This is a genomic window from Bacillus sp. ISL-57 (genome assembly GCF_018613135.1).
Taxonomy (GTDB): Bacteria; Bacillota; Bacilli; order Bacillales; family DSM-1321; genus Peribacillus; species Peribacillus frigoritolerans.
Genome location: NZ_JAGGQV010000019.1, coordinates 326,220 through 347,142, shown reverse-complemented (window position 1 = coordinate 347,142; position 20,923 = coordinate 326,220). Strand labels below are relative to the sequence as shown.

Genomic DNA, 20,923 nt, shown 5'->3' with positions numbered 1-20,923 from the left:
ATTAATATGCTCCTGCTGGTAAAGAATAGAGATATCTGACTTTAGACACCGCTCTTCTATAAGAAGTGCGGTGGAGTCTTCTTTAGAAAGGATTGAACGTATGGACTTACAAGCTGCAGAGAAGAAAGTTCTGGAACTGCAAACGTTATTGAACCAATATAGCTATGAATATTATGTGATGGACCAGCCATCAGTACCTGATGCTGAATATGATCGGCTGCTCCGTGAACTTATTGGGTATGAGGAGAAATTTCCGGAACTGCAAACGGCGGACTCACCGACACAACGGGTTGGAGGCGCCATTTTGGATATGTTTGAAAAGGTGGAGCATACCACACCGATGCTTAGTTTAGGCAATGCCTTCAACGAAAGTGACTTACGGGATTTCGACAGAAAGGTCAGACAATCTGTAGGTGACAATTTTTCCTATGTATGTGAATTGAAAATTGACGGACTTGCCGTCACACTTCAATATGAGAATGGATATTTCGTAAGAGGGGCAACCCGTGGAGATGGAACGATAGGTGAAGATATTACCGCTAATCTGAAAACGATCAAGTCGATTCCATTGAAGTTGCGGGAGCCGGTCGCCATAGAAGTGCGCGGTGAGGCCTTCATGCCAAAAAAATCTTTCGAAGCATTAAACAAAGCTAAGGAAGAACGCGGTGAGGAACCCTTTGCAAATCCACGAAATGCCGCTGCCGGCTCGTTAAGGCAGCTTGATCCAAAACTTGCTGCGAAACGGAACTTGGATATTTTCCTTTATGCGATTGCCGATTTAGGGGAAACGGGGGTCCGTTCCCATAGCGAGGGTCTGGATTTATTGGATCGACTCGGGTTTAAGACGAATCGGGAAAGAAAAACATGCTCGAATATAGAGGAAGTTCTGGCCTATATAGTAGAATGGACGGAACAACGTCCAAACTTAGCCTATGATATTGATGGAATTGTCGTAAAGGTGGATTCCCTTGAACAGCAGGATGAATTAGGTTTTACTGCAAAAAGCCCTCGATGGGCCATTGCTTATAAATTCCCAGCTGAAGAAGTCATTACAACCCTAAGGGATATCGAACTGAATGTGGGCCGTACGGGTGTATTGACCCCAACTGCCGTTTTGGATCCCGTCCGGGTAGCAGGTACGACTGTGCAGCGAGCTTCACTTCATAACGAAGACTTAATCCGTGAAAAGGACATCAGAATCGGAGATCAAGTGGTTGTGAAAAAAGCGGGTGATATCATTCCGGAGGTAGTCAATGTACTGGCAGAGCGCCGTACAGGGGAAGAAGTCGAGTTTCAGATGCCGACTGAGTGTCCTGAATGCAGCAGTGAACTTGTCCGGCTGGACGGGGAGGTTGCTTTACGCTGCATCAACCCGAAGTGTCCTGCACAAATACGGGAAGGCTTGATCCACTTTGTTTCCCGTACAGCAATGAATATAGACAGTCTTGGTGAAAAAGTGATTAGCTTGTTATTTAAAGAAGAACTCATACAAGATGTGGCTGATATTTATAAGCTTACATACGATCAACTGATTGCTTTGGAAAGGATGGGGGATAAATCCGTCAATAAACTTCTTCAAGCAATCGAAGCTTCGAAAGCCAACTCGTTGGAAAAATTATTATTCGGGCTGGGCATTCGCCATGTTGGTTCAAAAGCTGCCAAGACGCTTGCGAGGGAATTCGGAACGATGGAAGCCTTAAGCAAGGCGAGCCGTGAAGAACTAACGGCCATCAATGAAATAGGCGATAAGATGGCTGATTCCATCGTAGCTTATTTTGAATTGGAAGAAGTCCATGCATTATTGAATGAGTTGGATGCAGCCGGTGTGAATCTTACTTTCAAAGGGCAAAGAGCTGTTGCTATAGAAGATATCGACTCCATTTTTGCCGGTAAAACAGTTGTTTTAACGGGTAAACTGCATCAGTTAACACGTAACGAAGCAAAAGAGAAATTAGAGGCGCTAGGAGCTAACGTTGCTGGAAGTGTCAGCAAGAAAACCGATTTGGTCGTAGCTGGTGAAGATGCCGGTTCCAAACTGGAAAAAGCTGAAAGCCTAGGCGTCATGGTATGGGATGAAGAGAGACTGATTGAGGAACTAAATAAATAAGAGGTGTAGCTATGAGGAAACACGCCATTTTGGGGATGATTCTTATACTGCTTCTTGCTGGATGTGCGCCTAGTTTCGAGGATAAGCAAGAGGTAGTTCAAGACTCCAAAGACAAAAAAGAAACGGCAATTATTCCGAAGTATAAAATTTCGGAAGAATATTATCAAACGATCCTACCGTTTGAACCATCAAAAGCACGCGGTTTGGTCGTATCCAATTTAAATACCAGATACGACATTGAAGAATTCGAAAATGGATTGATGCGGTTGGCGCAAACCCAATTCGACCCAGAGGATTACCTGTTTCAAGAGGGGCAAATGCTGGATAGCTCCACCATATCTTCCTGGCTGAACAGAAAATATACCGATAGTCAGTTGAAAGAAAAGAAAATGAAAGCCTCAGAGAACCTTGGCTTGAATCCGGTTGATCCAGGCAAAGGTGACATTGATAAGCGGAATGAAGAAAATCCGATCTATCTTGCCCATATTTTAGAACATAATTACTTGGTAAAAACAAAAGATAATTCAGTGAACCTTGGCGGAGTTGTAATCGGTCTTGCGTTGAATTCAGTGCATTACTATCAAAAAGAGGCATTCGGTGCCACCTATGAAAATAAAATAGATAGTAAAAAGTTAAAGCAAGAAGGGGAAAAAATTGCTGCAGAAGTCTTAAAAAGGCTGCGTAAAATGGACAAGCTGAAAAACGTTCCGATTACGATTGCCTTATTCGAGCAAAATGAAAAGTCTTCGGTAGTCCCTGGGAATTTCATTTCCTATACAAATATCGATAAAAACTCTAACAATATTGGAAAGTGGACGAACTTGGACGAAGAGTACTTCCTATTTCCTTCTGCTGCTGCTGAAAAGAAAAACCGTGATGACGTCAATACTTTCACGAACTTTAAGGAAGATGTCGAAGAATACTTCCCTAACTTTAACGGAGTCATCGGCAGGGCATTCTATATGGATGATCAATTGCAAAGCCTGAACATCGATATTCCCATTCAATTTTATGGGAACTCGGAAGCGATAGGTTTTACCCAATATGTTGCTGGGCTCATAATGGAACGTTTCCCGAACTATATTGCCGTACAGGTATCTATTACGTCTGTAAATGGACCTGAAGCGCTCATAGTCCGTGAAGCGAATCAGGACGAACCAACCGTTCATATATACGAATGATAAAAGGATGAAGCTTAGCGGCTTCATCCTTTTTTTTGACTGGAATCTATTTCTTGTGGGTGTCAAAATAACCTTTAACAATGAATAAAGATATATAAAAGATAGTAAACCCTTACATCTTAGGGAACAAGTTCTTTAAAAAAGGCAGCATTTGTCGAATTTTAATAGTCTTATTGTCATTTCCTCGGAAATTCCGGCAACTTTCCCATATTTCCCGGAAAATATCTCTTTTTCCTTAAGAAATAATTGAATTTCGACATTGTATCTCTTGTTGCTTTACTGTGCAATAGTTTGATATGATTTAAACGATGATTATATGGAGAAAAGCGACGAAATTCAGTCGATTTGGATATTTTTTCGGAGGTGAAGAGAATGTCACGTATTTCTATGGAACAAGTTAAACACGTTGCCCATTTGGCCCGTTTGGCCATTACGGAGGAAGAAGCAAAACAGTTTCAGCATCAGCTTGACCAAATGATTTCATTCGCGGAGCAGTTGAATGAGCTTGATACGGATCAAGTAAACCCGACTTCTCACGTTTTGGATATGAAGAATGTTATGCGCGAAGATGTCGCAAAACCGGGCTTGCCAGTAGAAGAAGTAGTTAAAAATGCACCGGATAGCAAAGAAGGATATATCCGTGTACCATCAATAATTGAATAAGGAGGGACAATGATGTCGTTGTTCGAACAAAAGGTTTCTGAGCTTCATGAACGATTACATAAGAAAGAGATAAGTGTCACTGATCTTGTGGACGAATCGTATAAGCGAATCGGACAGGTAGAGGACAAGGTGAAGGCATTTTTGACACTGGATGAAGAAAACGCCCGCAATCAAGCAAAACGATTGGATGATCAATTGGTAAAAGGCGAGAACGAAGGCGCTTTATTTGGTATGCCAATCGGAGTGAAGGACAATATTGTCACTAAAAATTTGCGTACGACTTGCGCGAGCAAAATTTTGGAGAACTTTGATCCAATCTATGATGCAACTGTTGTTCAAAAGCTACAGAAGGCAGAAACGGTTACGATCGGGAAATTGAATATGGATGAGTTTGCCATGGGTTCATCAAATGAGAACTCCGCATTTCAAGCAACACGCAACCCTTGGAACACGGAATATGTGCCAGGAGGTTCTTCGGGTGGTTCAGCTGCATCTGTCGCTTCCGGTGAAGTCCTATTTTCTTTAGGTTCCGATACGGGTGGATCGATCCGCCAACCAGCGGCATATTGCGGTGTCGTCGGCTTAAAACCTACATATGGACGGGTTTCCCGATTCGGACTTGTAGCGTTTGCGTCTTCATTGGACCAAATCGGCCCTGTTACAAGAACTGTTGAAGATAACGCTTATTTGCTTGAAGCGATCTCAGGAGTAGATCCAATGGATTCGACCTCTGCTAATGTTGACGTGCCGAATTTTGTGAATTCATTAACAGGCGATGTTAGGGGATTGAAAATAGCTGTGCCTAAAGAATACCTTGGTGAAGGCGTTGGTGAAGAAGCACGTAATTCCGTACTTGAAGCGTTAAAAGTATTAGAGGGTCTTGGAGCTCAATGGGAAGAGGTTTCCTTGCCGCATTCCAAATATGCTTTAGCTGCCTATTACCTGCTATCTTCATCGGAAGCTTCGGCTAACCTTTCACGTTTTGACGGTGTGCGTTACGGGCATCGGACAGATAATGCAGAAACTCTTATAGAAATGTATAAGCAAACCCGTGCAGAAGGATTCGGTGACGAAGTGAAACGCCGTATCATGCTTGGAACGTTCTCCTTAAGTTCCGGTTATTATGATGCTTATTATAAAAAGGCTCAAAAAGTACGTACATTAATCAAAAAAGACTTTGAAGATGTCTTTGAAAAATACGATGTAATCGTTGGGCCGACTACACCTACGCCTGCATTTAAAATTGGTGAAAAAGTCGACGATCCATTAACGATGTATGCGAATGATATCCTGACGATTCCAGTCAATCTTGCTGGCGTACCGGGTATATCCGTGCCATGTGGATTCGCAGCGAATGGTCTTCCGCTTGGACTGCAAATGATTGGGAAGCATTTTGATGAAAGCACGATTTACCGCGCGGCTCACGCATTTGAGCAAGCAACAGATTTTCATAAACAATTTCCTAAGCTGTAAGGGGTGAAAATAATGGACTTTGAAACGGTGATTGGTCTAGAAGTACACGTAGAATTAAAAACGGATTCTAAAATTTTCTCAGCGAGCCCAAATCATTTTGGTGCCGCTCCAAATAGTAACACGACTGTAATTGACCTAGGCTACCCAGGTGTATTGCCTGTCGTCAATAAAAAGGCTGTTGATTTTGCAATGAAGGCTGCAATTGCCCTGAATTGCGAAGTGGCGGAAGTTACGAAATTCGACCGGAAAAACTATTTTTATCCGGACAATCCTAAAGCATACCAAATTTCACAGTTCGATCAACCGATCGGTGAACATGGTTGGATTGAAATCGAAGTGGGCGGCAAGAAAAAGAAAATTGGCATTACCCGCATTCATATGGAAGAGGACGCTGGAAAGCTGACACATAAAGGGAACTATTCGCTTTGCGATTATAACCGACAAGGTACGCCTCTTGTTGAAATCGTATCCGAACCGGATATCACTTCCCCGGAAGAAGCGTATGCTTATTTGGAAAAGCTGAAATCCATCATTCAATACACGGGCGTTTCCGATTGTAAAATGGAAGAAGGCTCACTTCGTTGTGATGCTAACATTTCCTTGAAACCTGTCGGCCAAAAAGAATTCGGTACGAAAACCGAATTGAAAAACTTGAATTCATTCAACTTCGTTCGCAAAGGGTTGGAGCATGAAGAAATCCGACAAGCGGAAATCTTGAATGAAGGCGGCATAATCGAACAGGAAACTCGCCGGTTCGACGAAGCTACAGGCAGAACCGTACTAATGCGAATTAAGGAAGGCTCCGATGATTATCGTTATTTCCCGGAACCGGACTTATTGACGATCCATATCGATGAAGAATGGAAAGCTCGTATCGCTGCCGAAATTCCGGAACTTCCGGATGCCCGGAAAAAACGCTATGTCGAAGAATTTGGCTTACCTGAATATGATGCAGCCGTTTTAACGGTAACGAAAGAAAGTGCTGATTTCTTTGAAGCGACAGTTGCTTCAGGTGCCGATGCAAAACTAGCATCTAACTGGATCATGGGTGAGGTTTCCGCTTTCTTGAATGCAGAAGGCAAAGAGCTGCATGATGTCAAATTGACTGCTGAATCATTGGCTGGAATGATCAAGCTGATTGAAGATGGCACGATTTCGTCTAAAATCGCTAAAAAGGTCTTCAAAGAATTGATTGAAAACGGCGGGGATGCTGAAACGATCGTCAAGGAGAAGGGACTAGTCCAAATTTCCGACGAAGGCGCATTGCGTGCAGCCGTTGAAGAAGCATTGAATAATAACCCACAATCCATTGAAGATTTTAAAGCCGGTAAACAAAAGGCAATCGGCTTCCTTGTCGGGCAGATTATGAAAGCGACAAAAGGACAAGCCAATCCACAACTTGTTAATAAAATTTTGGTGGAAGAAATCAATAAACGTTAATATTGACCGTATCACTGTTAAAGTGGTACGGTTTTCTCTTGATTAAGGAAAGAGTTTACTTAGAAAAATAGTAAGCGGGAAAATAATTTTTATTTTTTTTGAGTTATCTGTAGGGGTAACTCCTTTTTGTGTCGTCTATTACATGAATGTTTATCAGGAAAGGGGGAAGAGAAGTGTCCGATGATTTAGTTGAGAAGGTAAGGGCTGGGAATGATCATGCATTCCGGATGTTGATTGAAACTTATAAACAGACGATTTATAGAACCGTCCATTCCGTCTTGCGGAATCAAAAGGATGCAGAAGATGTTACCCAGGAAGTCTTTATCAAAATCTACACTTCACTTCCCCAATATAAGAACCAAGGCTTCAAAACTTGGATTACCCGAATTGCGGTCAATCATGCAATCGATCTAAAGAGAAAGAGGGAACGCCAAAAGGAAGAATTACAGGACGAACATTCATCGGAAGCTAATTTGGGCTTAACGGATGATGTCGAAGCAGTATTTTTTCGGAATGAAAGGCGAAAGCAAGTATTACGGAAGCTGAATGACCTTCCAGAGGGATATCGGGACGTTGTATATGGCTATTACATAAAGCAAAAGACATTCAAGCAAATGGCAGATGAACAGCAGATTCAAGTGAAATCTGTAGAAGTAAAGCTATACCGGGCAAGAAATTGGATGAGAAAACATTGGAAAGAGGAGGATTTTTCATGAATCATGTTTCAGAGGCAGAATGGGTTGCATATTTGGCAGATGAAATACCACAGGCTCTAAAAATTGAATATGAAAATCATCTATACTCCTGTGACAAGTGTTTGTCCGTCTATATGGAAGCGATGGAAAAAGAAGAAACAAGTCTGGACATTGAAGGATTTGATATTGCAGGTCCAGTCATGGACTCGATAAGCCGATTGAAAGGCGGCTCTGTTGAAGAGTCTTTGCAACACCGAAAAGAGAAGTCACTTCGGACAATCACAAGGCATTACCTGATTGCGGCTGGATTTACGATTTTATTAATGGCAGGCGGAGTATTTCAATCATTGACAGAATACGTTGATTCTGTGGAATCAAGCAGTGATAAGAAAACGCAGTCCTTGACCGAGGACCTTATTGATAAAACATTTACATGGATGGATACAATCGAAAAGAAAAATAAGGAGGGGTTTAGAAATGAATAAAAGTCCGGTATTAGCTTTTTTATTATCCTTTCTGCCAGGTTTCGGACATTTTTACCTAGGAAGGCAATATAAAGGGCTATTTTATTTTCTTGCCACAGCTGGATTGGGGCTTGGAGGTCTTTTCCTTTCTTTGATCAGTCAATCGGATGCGTTTCTGGCATTTTCCGTTATTGGAATGGTGTTTTATTTCATCAGTATATTTGATTTGGTGGTCACCTCACTGAGGAATCCTAAAAGTGAAGAGGATGTGGAGGGAATGGCAAATCCGCCGGAAGCGGAAAGGTTTTATGTAATCATCCTTTCATTCGTTCCTGGGTTAGGGCATTTTCAGCTAGGCCTCATGAACCGTGGGCTCATTTTTCTCATCAGCTTTTTAGGCTTTGGCATCATGGTGATATTCATCAGTGTGATGACACAAATGGAAGGCCTGTTAATATTCATGGCACTATTGCCTGTTATCTGGATTTACAGCTTTTTTGATTCTGTTCAACAGCTGAATAAAAAGCAAAGAGGTGAGGAGCTTATCGATCGGACCATTTTGGAAGATTTCGAGGAGAGACGGGAATCCGGGAAGAAGAGTAAAGCGGTCGCGACTTTATTCGCTATTTTCCCTGGTGCAGGTCACTTATATTTGGGGCTTCAAAAACGCGGGATACAATTGATGGCCGGCTTTTTATTCGCCATTTACATACTGGATTTACTCCGGTTGGGTTTCTTCTTTTTCCTTATTCCGATTATCTGGTTTTATGGTTTTTTTGATGGATTGCAAAAAGCATCGAAAATGGAAGAGGGACCAGTAGAAGATACGCCCATCATTTCGGGTATGGTCAATCACCAAAAATGGCTAGGATTGGGGTTGATGGGAATTGGAATCTATTTCTTGGCCAGTAATATAATCGTCCCGGCCATTGCCCCTCATTTGGATGAATGGATTGGAAGCAACTTGGAGTATTGGTTTAGAGATTATTTTCAAAAAGGCCTTGTATGCATCCTTCTCATAGGCGGGGGAATCAAATTGCTGTCGGGAAGTAAAAAAGGGAGCGTCAAGGAGGATACAAAATGAGAACATGGAGAGTCGGAACGATTTCAATGGGAATCTCCCTGGTTGGTTTGGGTTTGGTTTTACTCGTTTCTCAAATTGCGGATATGAATTTGACGACGATTCTGCTATCATGGTGGCCGTTGCTGTTCATTATCTTGGGTGCAGAGATTCTCTTTTATATTTATTTTTCCAGAAAAGAAAGTTCTTTTGTAAAGTATGATATTCTTAGCATTCTTTTCGTCGGATTGCTCGGAACGACGGGAATAGTTTTAATTCTGCTTACATCCAGCGGATTGTTGGATCAAGTTAGGGCTGCCATTAATAGTGAAGAGAAAACGGTCAATTTGCCTGGTTTCAATCAAAAGGCAGGAAAGGGCATACAGAGAGTTGTCCTGGACACTGGTTCATACCCATTGACCATTGAAAGTGGTAAGGACGGAGAAGTTTCTGTTTTTGGAACATATGGTGAGCGGGTAATGGAAGATGATGATTCATTGTTGAAAAGTGCGGAAGATTATTTACTTGTTGAAAGAAATGGTGATACTCTTTATATTAGCTTCAAGGATTTACCGAGTCAAAATGGACTTTTAGATAGTGGAATAAGGAATCTTAAGGCAACCCTTATAATCCCTGCTGAGTTGGCAGTGGAGATGGACGGTCAAAGTACCGATCTTGTCTTGAAGCCTAGAAAGCTCTTGAATGACTGGAGTGTGAAGGACAGCGGAAATCTAAGTGTAGTCCTTCAGGATAATAGTGATATCAAGATAGATGCTAGAGGGGTCGAGGAACTTGAAGGGCCCGAGAGCGGCTGGGAGATGACAGAAGTGAAAAAAGGAACAAGTGATGAAGGCATTGTAAAAAAGAATGGGATATTCAATACTGGTGATGGGAAACATACTTTAACGGTTACCGATACATTTAACGTGAACGTTCAATATCCATGAATGAAATCATTTACTAGAATAAAATTGTAAAAAGCATTATAATTTTCCCTGATGCGATTTCTAGTAAATTGTAAAAGATATGGACCGAAATACGGTCCTCTTTTTTTCGAATATTGCTTTTCATGTAACGAAGGATTAAGATGTAAATTATGGAATCAATATGTATAAGGATGATGGGAAATGAAAAGAGCAAGGTTGATTTACAACCCGACTTCGGGCCGGGAAGCCATTAAGAAGAGCCTGCCAGGTGTGCTTGCAAAACTTGAAGAAGCTGGTTATGAAGCTTCTGCACATGCGACGACCGGTGCCGGGGATGCGACGAAAGCGGCAAAGATAGCGATTGAACGCGGCTATGATGTAGTTATTGCAGCAGGGGGCGACGGCACGATTTATGAGGTTGTTAATGGACTGGCCACTGCAGAGAAACGTCCGAAACTAGGAATCATCCCGACGGGAACGACCAATGATTTCGCCCGGGCGCTGCATTTACCGAAGTCGATCGAAGGAGCGGCCGAAATTATAGCCGGCGGGCATACGATGCCGGTCGATATCGGGAAAATGAACGATAAGTATTTCATCAATATTGCTGGCGGGGGCAGGTTGACCGAATTGACCTACGACGTGCCAATCAAGCTGAAAACCATGCTTGGTCAGCTAGCCTACTATATTAAAGGAATTGAAATGCTTCCTTCAATTAAGCCGACGGAAGTTTCTATTGAATATGATGGAAAGCTTTTTGAAGGGGAGATCATGCTTTTCTTGGTGGCTAACACGAATTCGGTCGGCGGCTTCGAGAAACTGGCCCCTGACGCCTCTTTGAATGATGGTATGTTCACGTTGCTTATTTTAAAAAAGGCAAACCTGGCTGATATTGTTCGTGTAGCAACATTGGCAATGCGCGGTGAGCATATCCATGATAAAAACGTCATTTATGAAAAAGCCAATCGAATTAAAGTACAGGCCAAAAAGGATATGATGCTTAACTTGGATGGAGAATTTGGCGGGATGGCCCCAGCTGAATTCGTAAATCAGTACCGCCATTTTGATGTATTCATCCCGCAAGGAATACTGCCGGATGATCCGGCAAATAAATAGATTGAAGTGGCCACTGAATCTGGTGGCCTTTTCAATTTAATGAAGCAAGGAGAATTACAAATATGTATATCAGGAAAGCGACACCGGAGGATGCAGAAAAGGCAGCCATATTGACCCGGTTAGCGATTAAGGAAATTGCAGAGGTTTTGACTGGTGAAACGGAAGAAGAAAGAATACTTTCCGTTCTTGCCGATTTGTTCAGGAAAAGTGGGAACCGGGTCAGCTATGAAAATACGCTTGTCAGTGAACATGATGGACAGGTATCTGGATTGATCATTGCTTACCATGGCAAGGATGCCGAAAGCTTGGATGAACCGATAGTGAAACAATTAAGGATGAAGATGAAAGACCCAAGTGTTACGCTCGATAAGGAAGCGGAAATGAGAGACTTTTATTTGGATACAGTATCCGTTGACCCGGATTTTCAAGGAAAAGGTATTGGCAGTGCACTGATTCAATATGTTGAGGGGTATGCTAAACATAAGGGATATCCAAGGGTTTCTTTGGTTGTTGAAAAGGAAAATGAAGCGGCGAATCGTCTCTATGGCAGATTGGGTTATGTGGAAATTAAAACCATTACGATTAGCGGTCATGAATTTCGCTATATGGTAAAGGAAATAGAAGAACCTCCTGTTTAACAGGGGGTCCTTTTTAGCCGTATGAAGTTTGGTATTGTATGCGGTTACATTTGCTGCCCATTCATGGCTGCCCAATCAGCGTAAGCTCCGGTGCCATTACAGCCGGGACAGTCGTGTATATCGGAAAAATGATATTCCGTCGGTACGAAGGAGCTGTATCCACGTCCGTAACAATCCGGACAGAGGCCTTTTTCCTCCATACTCGCTCGATGTTTTTCAATCCTTGTAGCATTCCAGGCCGATATAGAGTTAAATAAACCCATTTCCTCACCTCTTTTGTTTTTCCTTATTTTTCTTTTTTTATTGAACTTTTATTCATGGAACTATGAAAAATCCGTAATTCCTTCCACTATATTTTTATGAAAACCAGGGTAAATTGGTGAGTGGTTTTGTGGCATGGCCTCTATTGTGGTAAAATACAGGCTAGCATAAAAAAGAAAAGAGAAGATGATATGAAAAAAACAGCACCAGTTGCTAAAAATGATATAGTAGAGGTTTTATTTGAAGATTTAACACATGAAGGAGCTGGCGTCGCTAAAGTCGATGGCTACCCGATCTTTGTTCAGGGCGCCCTTCCAGGAGAAAAAGCAAAAATCAAAGTGATGAAGGCTAATAAGGGTTATGGCTTCGGACGCTTGATGGAGATTATCGAAAACAGTCCATACCGGGTTGAGGTCACGACTGAAGACTACCATAAGTACGGTGGTTGTCAGCTGCAGCATATGAGCTATGAAGGGCAGTTGGAATACAAGGAAAAGCAAGTACGTGAAGTGATGACACGCATTGGGAAACTTGAGGATGTGAAGGTTCACCCGATCATCGGGATGGAGAATCCAACCCATTATCGCAATAAAGCGCAAGTGCCTGTTGGTGAAAAGGATGGCAAGCTAATAGCAGGATTCTTCAAGCCGCGGACACATGAAATCGTTGAAACGAAAGAAAGCATTATCCAAAATGAAGTGATTAATGAAGCCGTTCAAGTCGTTAAAGAGATTTTCAGTAAACTTGGTATCCCTGCTTACAATGAAGAGGCACATAAAGGTGTATTGCGCCACATCATGGCCCGTTATGGCAAGCAAACAGGGGAATTAATGATTGTTCTTGTTACTAGAACGAAAAGTATCCCTTTCATCGAAACCATCGTGAAGGAAATCGTTGAACGTCTTCCACAAGTTAAATCCATCGTTCAAAACGTGAATTCCAAGAAAACGAATGTTATCTTAGGCGATAAAATGACTGTGCTATGGGGCGACGAAGTGATACATGATATGATCGGTGATGTGAAATTTGCGATATCCGCAAAATCCTTCTACCAAATCAATCCAGACCAAACTAAAGTCCTTTATGATAAAGCTCTTGACTATGCAGGGCTGACTGGTGAAGAAACGGTGATAGATGCCTATTGCGGCATTGGGACCATCTCTTTATTTTTAGCTAAAAAAGCGAAAAAAGTAATCGGTGTCGAAGTTGTCGAAGAAGCGATCGAAGACGCACGGCGCAACGCTGAATTGAATGAAATCTCAAATGCAGAATTCATGGTCGGCGATGCAGGTAACGTTATTGCTGAATGGTATCAAAAGGGCAACACTGCTGATGTCATCGTGGTGGATCCGCCACGCAAAGGTTGTGAAGAATCCCTTCTGAATACGATCATCGAGATGAAGCCTAATAAAGTCGTATACGTATCATGCAACCCAGGCACTCTAGCGCGTGATCTTCATATCTTGGAAGAAGGCGGATATAAAGCAGTTGATATCCAGCCTGTCGATATGTTCCCGATGACGACGCATGTAGAAAATGTAGTGTTATTAGAGTTGAAATGATTGAATGTGGGCCCGGTCTAATTGACTGGGCCTGCATTTTTATGTTTGTACAATATGGACATTGATTTCCGATCTCCACACACTCTGCGGGAGGTCGTCCCTCGGCATGTGCCTGAGGGTTTCGGCGCGCTTTTCCCGTTAGGAGTTCTCGCACATCCGCTCCAATCAACTTAGTTACAACAGTTAGAAAGGAGCCATGCCTAAAGGAGTTGCAGGGCTGCTTTTGGTCAGTTTTTTCGGGAGAATATTTGAAGAAAGATAAGTTCCCGAACCCCTTTGTCAACAAACTGTTGGTCTCGGTCTAAATAACCGGGACCTTTTTCACGTAGTTAAATTTGAAGAAAAGGGAGGGGGATTTTTTTTTGCATGATTATTCTTGACGCTCTGACTTGGACATATATTAAGAAATATATGGATTGGGAGGCAAGGTGATTTTATTAATTTTCAAAAAGCGGTGGCTGTCATTGTTGGTAGCTTTTTGGTGGGCATTGGAATAAATGGATTTTTGGTTCCTCATCATTTAATAGATGGCGGCGTAATTGGGATTGCACTCATCCTTCATTATTTCTTTAGTTTTCAAACGGGACTATCCATGTTGGTCCTTAGCATTCCTATATTTTTATATGCCTGGTATTATGAACGCCCTTTTTTCTATAGCAGCGTTCACGGATTGCTTTTGACATCCCTTTTTATGGATTGGCTTAATCCATTGAAAAAGGTTTTTTCCATTTCAATACTGACAAGCTCTTTGATTGGCGGTGTCATCATAGGGATGGGCATAGGACTCATGCTTCGATATGAGACAAGCAGCGGGGGGACGGATATGCTAGCCAAAATCATCTCAAAATCTACCTCCATGGATATTGCTTTGGCGATTATCGTCATAGATACATTAATCATTTCAGCTGCAGCATTCACCTTAGGTATCGAAATTTTTCTTTTTTCATGTGTGACGATCGTGATCATTGGACTGGTCACATCGCTTATGAAAGTGAGGGAATGAATATATAATCAGTTCCTTAAGATATGGATTACGTTATCTATTGCCTTTTGCAGCTTCTCGCTATTTTTGCTAAACATCTCTTTAGCTTCTTTTGATTCAGTTCCAAGTGCAAATAACTCCAAGTCCGCTTGGCACTTCTTCAAGGTCGCGAGCAAAAGAGGTTTTTCTTGAGGAGAAGGAACTTTAAGTTTATCATCAAAAAGGTCCACAGTTAATTCTCCATTAGAATTGGCCTGACCAAGAAAAACATTATCGAGGATTACCCCCAACTTATCCAGTTCAGTAAGAAGCCAATTTCGGTTCAGACCAATCGTGGAAAGTGGTTCATCAAGTATACGGCCATCCATTATTATGGTTTGTGGCTCCTTTACTGCAGCCACTGGCAGGTTAAGGTCCTTAGGTGTTACAGGTTGATTTTGCTTCTTTAACATTACGGAAAAATCCCCATTGGCTTCCAATAAGGCAAACTCAACTTCAGAAATATCAAAGACATCCTTTTTTCGGAGCAATCCCAGCAATTCATCGATGGTATATTTCTCTTTTTTTAAATTATCTTCCATGACTTTCCCATCTTTGATGAAAACCGATGCTTTTCCTTCCACAAGATCACGGAATGTTTTACTTTTTAAGGATATTAATCCTGCAATGAAAGGTGCTATGGCAAAAACAAGAATGGACAGAACGCCATGTAAAATATTGCCCTCCACTTTTGTAGCTAATTCTGCCCCAACATTACCGATGGTTATGCCCGTTACATATTCAAAAAAGGAAAGCTGGGACAATTGTTTTTTTCCTAATACTTTAGTGATTAAAAAAAGAACAATTAAAAAGAAAAATGAACGCAAAACAATTTCTAACCAACCCGGCATTACCGAAACACCTCCTGCTTGATCATTAAAAACCTTTATATTGTGGTTCTTCCCGTTCTAACTCGCCCACGCGCTTCTGTACATCCTTCCTAACTTCATTAACCACCAGCATCGTTTCATGCAAAATCCGTTTAGATTCATCATCTTGAGTCCTGAGTGCTAAGCTGGATAAGCCTGCTTCAATTCCTTTTAGGCTGGAGACACATTGTTTGACATTGGAAGCTATCGTCATGCAGCAACCTCCTTATCTTTTTTGATCTATAATAATGACTCGGAACCATGAGCAGCTGTTATCCAGTCACTGGTTCAACGGCAACAACCGATCAATCGATGCTTTTCACATCCGCTAACGCTACAGAAACAATCTCCGCAGCCAAGAATATCCATCCAATATGAGCAGTTGTATGTTCAATTCAAACATCAACCCTTAGTTTTGTGCTTCTCCGTCATATTCAATCGATACGGCATGGGCGATGCATGGAATCGTCTCACTTTGTTGAAAGGATAGGGGAGATAGTAAGGCACCGGTAGCCACGACGAGCAATCGTTTAATTTCTCCTTTTTTCATGCGATTTAATAAATGACCATAAACGACGGTTGCGGAACATCCGGGGCCGCTTGCCCCGGCCAGGACCGGTTGACCATCCCTGTATATCATTAAACCGCAATCTTTATATTGCTCTTCTTTAATCGGCGTGCCATGTTTTTTAAATATTTCCAATGAAACTTCATGTCCAATCTTTCCTAAATCCCCAGTCACTATCAAATCATAATAGGATGGGTCGAGGTTTCTTTCTCTTAGATGTGCTTCAATCGTATCTACAGCGGCCGGAGCCATGGCACCTCCCATATTGAAAGGATCGGTCAATCCCATGTCGATGACACGGCCTATCGTAGCTGAAGTGACCCTTGGGCCTTCCCCGGCACTGCTTAATAAAGCCACTCCTGCCCCCGTAACGGTCCATTGGGCTGTCGGAGGTTTTTGCCCTCCGTATTCAGTTGGATAGCGAAATTGCTTTTCCACTGCAGCGTTATGGCTTGATGCTCCTGTCAATAAGTACTCTGCCCCTTTGGTGTTGACAAGGTAGGCACCAAGAGCCAGTCCCTCCATGGAAGTGGAGCAGGCGCCAAATAAGCCGAGATAAGGTGTTCCTAGTGTTCGACAGGCAAAACTGGTAGGGGTTATTTGATTGATTAGGTCGCCTCCTAGGAAAAATTGTATCTGTTCCTTTTGTAGACCCGCCTTCTCGATTGCTTTTGTACTCGCTTCCTCCAATAAGACTTTATGTGCTTTTTCATAGGTATCTTGGTTGATCCATAAATCAGAATGAAGAAGATCGAAATCATCCGCAAGCAAACCGTCTGCTTCAAATGGACCGCCAACGGTTCCTGTGGAGACGATGACAGGCTTTTGATCAAACACCCATGTGCGATGCCCCGTAAGCATTATTAAACCACCCCATTGTATGAGTATTGTCAGTAAGATTAAACAAAGGAATAACATAAAAATCCTTCAGCCAATTTGAATATAGTACAGCCACGAAACCTTTGGCCCATTATTCAATGGCTGCAGTATCACCGCAACCTGAAAGTAACAAAGCGGCCAATTCGGTCAAACAAAATCCGGAGATAAAGCAGTCAGCTTTTACTTTTTATCATTTAACATCCTTGTGTATCAAATCATTCGGCGTAAAAAGTCTTTCTGAAGTCCAGGACAATCGTAATTCTCAAAACGATCTTCTACGATGATTTTTAAGTGGCAGTCGATCATAATTACAGCTTTTTCATCTGGGACCCGTACTGATTCATTAGCTTGATTGTCAGCAGTTCAAGTCAGGTATGTAACCCTTTGGTAGTTTGGGATTGGCTTAAAGATTTTGCTCTTCATTATTTTTTGATATAGAAAAAGGAATGAAGATTTTATTCTTGGTTATGGAAAGATATAAAAAAGGCTGGTTGCTTTAACCAACCTTTTTTATATGGATGATCATTGTTTATATTGAGGTTCCTCGTTTTGAATCTCTTCTATGCGAGGAGTGATGCTGTCGACGATCGTTTGTGTTTGTTGGGCAGCTTGTTGGTACAATTGTTTGGCTTGCTCATTATCTGTTGAAAGGGCGAAGGTTTCAAAGCTCGCTTGAGCGCTTTTTAACCCTGCTATAGTTGTTTTGACATCGTTTATAACTGTCATGTATGAACCCCCTAGTTTTTAACTGCCTTATTAGAGTGGGGAAAAAACGATTATCTATACCTTCCAAATATATCTATGAGTGGGAATCAAGTGATTAGCTCCTTCCATTAATCAAACGTTTGATTAAAACAACAGGCAGAATTCATTGATTTAATCCTCTTTTTTCGTTGTACAATTCGTTTTTATTGTTTAATCATTGACCGAATTCAGAATTTTAAATATAATTGTAGAAAACATAACGTTGTTACGTGAGGTGATGTGACATTTATATTATGGACGATTTATATAGTAGGGTTGTTATTGAAATTTCATCTGAAGAAGTGATGAAAGGACTGCTATTCCACAAAAGCAAACAGGAGTCGGAAATTGAATCGATCAAAGGTAAAATTCATAAATATGAGCAAAAACGACGAGCTGAGGAAGCTTGGTATCAATCCCTGTCACCATTTAAACGTTTTTTTACAGGGCGTGCCCCAAGTCATCACCAGGCGGTTGAACATTTGGTGAATGTGAACGATAGATATAAACAAATCGAGAAAATAAAACAGCGGGTCGCTTTATTAAATGAGGTGATCGGTTTACTTGAGGCTGAACCAGAAAAAAAGGAAATGAATTTACCATCAGACATCATTAAAGAAATAATGGCCTGGCAGAAAGCGGAGGGAACGCCGAGATGACTCTAGAAACGTTAAACGCTGGCTTGGATACGATTTGGGTGGTTCTTACAGCAGCCATGATACTATTGATGGAGGGCGGGTTTGCCTTATTGGAGGCAGGGTTCGTCCGTACGAAAAATAATGTGAACATCATCATGAAGGTTTTTGCCGATATTACGATCGGAACGCTTTGTTATTTCGTCGTTGGTTTTGGCTTGATGTATGGAAAGGATGTATTTGGAATTATCGGGGCAAGTGGCTTTCTGCTGAAAGGTGATTTGTCGCACGTCGACCTTTCGATTTCCATGGATGCATATTGGTTATTTCAAGGGGCATTCGTCATCGCCGTCATTTCCATCGTTTCGGGAGCAGTTGCGGAAAGGATCAATTTTCGGGCGTATCTTATTTTTGTCGTAATGATGACAGCATTCATCTATCCGATTGCCGGTCACTGGTTATGGGGTGGCGGATGGTTAAGTAGGATGGGCATGCAGGACTTCGCAGGGTCTGCTGTCATTCATGCACTAGGCGGTTTTTCAGCACTTGCGGCTGCCATTGTTATCGGGCCGAGAGCAGGTAAATTCACTTCAAGGGGGACCAGCTCCATTTCGCTGCCGAGTAATCTCCCTTTGGCATCTGTCGGGGCATTCCTTTTATGGTTTGGCTGGTTTGGATTTAATGCAGGAAGCACCTTGCAAGCTACAGATGTCCGAATTGGACATATTGCCATTGTCACGATGCTCTCAGCTGCATCAGGGGGAGCGGTTACCCTGCTTTATACACTGTTTAGATATGGACGCTCGGATGCACCTTCAGTCATCAATGGCTCACTTGCTGGTCTTGTCGGGATTACAGCTGGATGTGCATTCGTTAGTGACCTGGCGGCGTTGCTGATTGGAGCAGTTTCTGGAATGTTGATGTTAGCTGCAACAAATTGGTTGGAAGCCCGGAAAATCGATGATCCGGTCGGTGCCTTTCCTGTTCATGCGGCATCAGGAATGTGGGGGACGATAGCGGTAGGGCTTTTCTCCACTGAAAACGGATTGTTTGCCGGCGGGGGATGGCATTTGCTCGGAGTTCAAATATTAGGATTAGTGGTGTTATGCATCTGGGGCTTTTCAGTGACTTGGCTTGTTTTTAAGATTATAAATGTTTGGCTGCCGATAAGATCGACTGAAGAAGAAGAAGAACTTGGGTTGGATATCAGTTATCATGGCATCATGGCCACACATACCTCGCCGGAGTTCATCAAGGTGGAGGATTACATTAAGCAGGATGAAGAATTGACAAGGTAATGTCTAAAATACAATGGTAAAATCAAGTAAGAGGTGAATTTTTAAATGGGTGTATGCAATCTTAATCATTCGCAGCAAGATGTCAGGCTAAAATTTGAGAGCCAAAAGGCATTTTTACCAACACAATTGAGTCAAACATTAGATCGATATCTTGAAAAAGGGAATTCGCAGGAAACAATGAATGAACTTTTTCATCTATTGAAGAAGTATGACTTGTCTACCCAGGAGGAAAAGGAATCTAGAAATGAAAGGTTGAAACGGATCATGTTGTAAATTAGAAAGAGCAGGAGTGTAAATATGACTCCTGCTCTTTTATTTTCTTGGCTCTTTTCGTAAAGATTGTTGTTTTTAAAACGAATCTATCTAAGGTTGATTGGAGCGGAAGTGCGAGACTCCTGCGGGAGCAGCGGGACAGGTGAGACCCCACAGGCGAATACGCCGAGGAGGCTCACCGCCCGCCCCGCGGAAAGCGAGCATCTGGAGGGGAAATCAACCACACCTCACTACCTGGTAAATAGCAACTAAGTATGTGAAAACAGCCATTTTCTTATAAATAACTTGATGAATTCCGCGGTAATATGGTTGATTCATATTTTTTATTCTGCAGATCAGTATTGAAACTACTTTTTTAAAGCAAGTAGAAGGATTCACATTTAAGGCGGCGAAAACAATAGTGTAATCGTAAAGCTTTGTAACCATGGACAAGGGTTTGGTGAATCTTTAAAGATTAATCAATCGTTTGATTAAATCTCAAAGCGAAAAGCGGGAGCTCACAATGAGCTCCTGCTATCCTTCATTAAAAACCATCATCTGTTGCGGTGAAGGGGATGTTAAGGTTTCTTTCCACGGCCCGGAGTCTTTGATTCAGTCTGTTTAACCTATTCGTATGTCGCTGGTCCGCTTGACTTAGCCTGGTGATTTCCTGGTTAATGCGGTTCACTTCACGATTTATTCGCGTGATTTCTTGGTTCTGCCGAGTGAGTTCCCTCGTTTGACGCTCGTTTTGACGCTCAAGTTCCCGGATTCTTCTTTCAAGTTGTTGAGGCTGCCTTTCAATTTCGAATTGGTCTTGCACCTGGCCATATGGATTTTCTTGTACCTGCTGAAAGTTCCAATCTTGCTGTGGCATATAATCAAATCGTTCAGGCTGTTGGAAGTATGGGTTGAAATTTGGTTCAAAGTACTGATGATTTCCGTTTTGTTGTGGATAAGGATAAAATCCGTAAGAATTCATGGTCAACTCTCCTTTTTAAAATCAGGATGGATACCCTATAACTTATGTCAGTTCCGGTGAAGTGACTAGGCGTTAGCCCATATGAGTGA

The 20,923-nt window shown here is 42.1% G+C and carries 22 protein-coding genes; 16 read left to right on the top strand and 6 right to left on the bottom strand.

All coding sequences use genetic code 11. From position 1 onward, the window contains the following. Positions 1 to 100: 100 nt before the first annotated feature. The 11 genes from ligA (at position 101) to J7I90_RS22210 (ending at position 11,763) form a co-directional block, all read left to right on the top strand. Positions 101 to 2,107, top strand: coding sequence for an NAD-dependent DNA ligase LigA (gene ligA, locus J7I90_RS22260; RefSeq protein WP_214773815.1), 2,007 nt, complete (start codon positions 101 to 103; stop codon positions 2,105 to 2,107). A gap of 11 nt (positions 2,108 to 2,118) precedes the next feature. After that, the gene (locus J7I90_RS22255; RefSeq protein WP_214773782.1) at positions 2,119 to 3,288 is read left to right on the top strand and encodes a CamS family sex pheromone protein; all 1,170 of its coding nucleotides are present in this window, start codon (positions 2,119 to 2,121) and stop codon (positions 3,286 to 3,288) included. Between the two features lie 372 nt (positions 3,289 to 3,660). Continuing rightward, a complete protein-coding gene (gene gatC, locus J7I90_RS22250; protein WP_034306082.1) occupies positions 3,661 to 3,951 on the top strand; it encodes an Asp-tRNA(Asn)/Glu-tRNA(Gln) amidotransferase subunit GatC in 291 nt (96 codons plus the stop codon). 12 nt (positions 3,952 to 3,963) lie between these two features. Further along, the gene (gatA, locus tag J7I90_RS22245) at positions 3,964 to 5,424 is read left to right on the top strand and encodes an Asp-tRNA(Asn)/Glu-tRNA(Gln) amidotransferase subunit GatA (protein WP_034306080.1); all 1,461 of its coding nucleotides are present in this window, start codon (positions 3,964 to 3,966) and stop codon (positions 5,422 to 5,424) included. Between the two features lie 12 nt (positions 5,425 to 5,436). Continuing rightward, positions 5,437 to 6,864 carry an Asp-tRNA(Asn)/Glu-tRNA(Gln) amidotransferase subunit GatB gene (gene gatB / locus J7I90_RS22240; protein ID WP_053533587.1) on the top strand — a complete coding sequence of 476 codons (1,428 nt, stop codon included), beginning with the start codon at positions 5,437 to 5,439 and terminating at the stop codon, positions 6,862 to 6,864. A gap of 173 nt (positions 6,865 to 7,037) precedes the next feature. Continuing rightward, the gene (locus J7I90_RS22235; RefSeq protein ID WP_311315266.1) at positions 7,038 to 7,580 is read left to right on the top strand and encodes a sigma-70 family RNA polymerase sigma factor; all 543 of its coding nucleotides are present in this window, start codon (positions 7,038 to 7,040) and stop codon (positions 7,578 to 7,580) included. Further along, the gene (locus tag J7I90_RS22230; RefSeq protein ID WP_214773780.1) at positions 7,577 to 8,044 is read left to right on the top strand and encodes a hypothetical protein; all 468 of its coding nucleotides are present in this window, start codon (positions 7,577 to 7,579) and stop codon (positions 8,042 to 8,044) included. The genes J7I90_RS22235 and J7I90_RS22230 overlap by 4 nt, the downstream gene beginning before the upstream one ends. Continuing rightward, positions 8,037 to 9,107: a hypothetical protein gene (locus J7I90_RS22225; protein ID WP_214773779.1), complete on the top strand. Its 1,071-nt coding sequence runs from the start codon at positions 8,037 to 8,039 to the stop codon at positions 9,105 to 9,107. The genes J7I90_RS22230 and J7I90_RS22225 overlap by 8 nt, the downstream gene beginning before the upstream one ends. Beyond that, positions 9,104 to 10,030: a LiaF transmembrane domain-containing protein gene (locus J7I90_RS22220; RefSeq protein WP_214773778.1), complete on the top strand. Its 927-nt coding sequence runs from the start codon at positions 9,104 to 9,106 to the stop codon at positions 10,028 to 10,030. Before J7I90_RS22225 ends, J7I90_RS22220 begins: the two co-directional genes overlap by 4 nt. A 180-nt stretch (positions 10,031 to 10,210) precedes the next feature. Then, positions 10,211 to 11,125, top strand: a complete 915-nt coding sequence (locus J7I90_RS22215) for a diacylglycerol kinase (RefSeq protein ID WP_214773777.1) — start codon at positions 10,211 to 10,213, stop codon at positions 11,123 to 11,125. 62 nt (positions 11,126 to 11,187) lie between these two features. After that, positions 11,188 to 11,763 carry a GNAT family N-acetyltransferase gene (locus J7I90_RS22210; protein WP_214773776.1) on the top strand — a complete coding sequence of 192 codons (576 nt, stop codon included), beginning with the start codon at positions 11,188 to 11,190 and terminating at the stop codon, positions 11,761 to 11,763. A 44-nt stretch (positions 11,764 to 11,807) separates the two neighbouring features. Here J7I90_RS22210 and J7I90_RS22205 read toward each other — a convergent pair whose 3' ends face one another. Then, positions 11,808 to 12,026, bottom strand: coding sequence for a hypothetical protein (locus J7I90_RS22205; protein ID WP_034306063.1), 219 nt, complete (start codon positions 12,024 to 12,026; stop codon positions 11,808 to 11,810). Positions 12,027 to 12,215: 189 nt separating this feature from the next. On the opposite strand from J7I90_RS22205, the gene rlmD reads away from it, so the two are divergent. Then, complete coding sequence (gene rlmD / locus J7I90_RS22200) at positions 12,216 to 13,586, top strand: 23S rRNA (uracil(1939)-C(5))-methyltransferase RlmD (RefSeq protein ID WP_133351587.1); 1,371 nt, start codon at positions 12,216 to 12,218, stop codon at positions 13,584 to 13,586. A 454-nt stretch (positions 13,587 to 14,040) separates the two neighbouring features. Beyond that, positions 14,041 to 14,589: a YitT family protein gene (locus tag J7I90_RS22195; protein ID WP_308110651.1), complete on the top strand. Its 549-nt coding sequence runs from the start codon at positions 14,041 to 14,043 to the stop codon at positions 14,587 to 14,589. 8 nt (positions 14,590 to 14,597) lie between these two features. Here J7I90_RS22195 and J7I90_RS22190 read toward each other — a convergent pair whose 3' ends face one another. The 4 genes from J7I90_RS22190 to J7I90_RS22175 form a co-directional block, all read right to left on the bottom strand. Continuing rightward, positions 14,598 to 15,458, bottom strand: a complete 861-nt coding sequence (locus tag J7I90_RS22190) for a DUF421 domain-containing protein (RefSeq protein ID WP_214773775.1) — start codon at positions 15,456 to 15,458, stop codon at positions 14,598 to 14,600. Between the two features lie 25 nt (positions 15,459 to 15,483). Beyond that, positions 15,484 to 15,690, bottom strand: a complete 207-nt coding sequence (locus J7I90_RS22185; RefSeq protein WP_057278504.1) for a DUF1657 domain-containing protein — start codon at positions 15,688 to 15,690, stop codon at positions 15,484 to 15,486. Between the two features lie 195 nt (positions 15,691 to 15,885). Next, positions 15,886 to 16,905, bottom strand: a complete 1,020-nt coding sequence (gene spoVAD, locus J7I90_RS22180) for a stage V sporulation protein AD (RefSeq protein ID WP_214773774.1) — start codon at positions 16,903 to 16,905, stop codon at positions 15,886 to 15,888. Positions 16,906 to 17,445: 540 nt separating this feature from the next. Continuing rightward, positions 17,446 to 17,649, bottom strand: coding sequence for a DUF1657 domain-containing protein (locus J7I90_RS22175; protein ID WP_057278507.1), 204 nt, complete (start codon positions 17,647 to 17,649; stop codon positions 17,446 to 17,448). Positions 17,650 to 17,921: 272 nt separating this feature from the next. On the opposite strand from J7I90_RS22175, the gene J7I90_RS22170 reads away from it, so the two are divergent. From J7I90_RS22170 to J7I90_RS22160, 3 genes are read left to right on the top strand one after another with little or no spacing between them, the layout of a single operon-like run. Then, a complete protein-coding gene (locus J7I90_RS22170) occupies positions 17,922 to 18,326 on the top strand; it encodes a hypothetical protein (RefSeq protein ID WP_251025411.1) in 405 nt (134 codons plus the stop codon). Continuing rightward, positions 18,323 to 19,600 carry an ammonium transporter gene (locus J7I90_RS22165; protein ID WP_214773773.1) on the top strand — a complete coding sequence of 426 codons (1,278 nt, stop codon included), beginning with the start codon at positions 18,323 to 18,325 and terminating at the stop codon, positions 19,598 to 19,600. Before J7I90_RS22170 ends, J7I90_RS22165 begins: the two co-directional genes overlap by 4 nt. Before the next feature lie 45 nt (positions 19,601 to 19,645). Continuing rightward, positions 19,646 to 19,873 carry a group-specific protein gene (locus J7I90_RS22160; RefSeq protein ID WP_214773772.1) on the top strand — a complete coding sequence of 76 codons (228 nt, stop codon included), beginning with the start codon at positions 19,646 to 19,648 and terminating at the stop codon, positions 19,871 to 19,873. Between the two features lie 523 nt (positions 19,874 to 20,396). On the opposite strand, the gene J7I90_RS22155 is transcribed toward J7I90_RS22160, so the two are convergent. Further along, positions 20,397 to 20,729, bottom strand: coding sequence for a coiled-coil domain-containing protein (locus J7I90_RS22155; RefSeq protein ID WP_214773813.1), 333 nt, complete (start codon positions 20,727 to 20,729; stop codon positions 20,397 to 20,399). Positions 20,730 to 20,923: the final 194 nt, after the last annotated feature.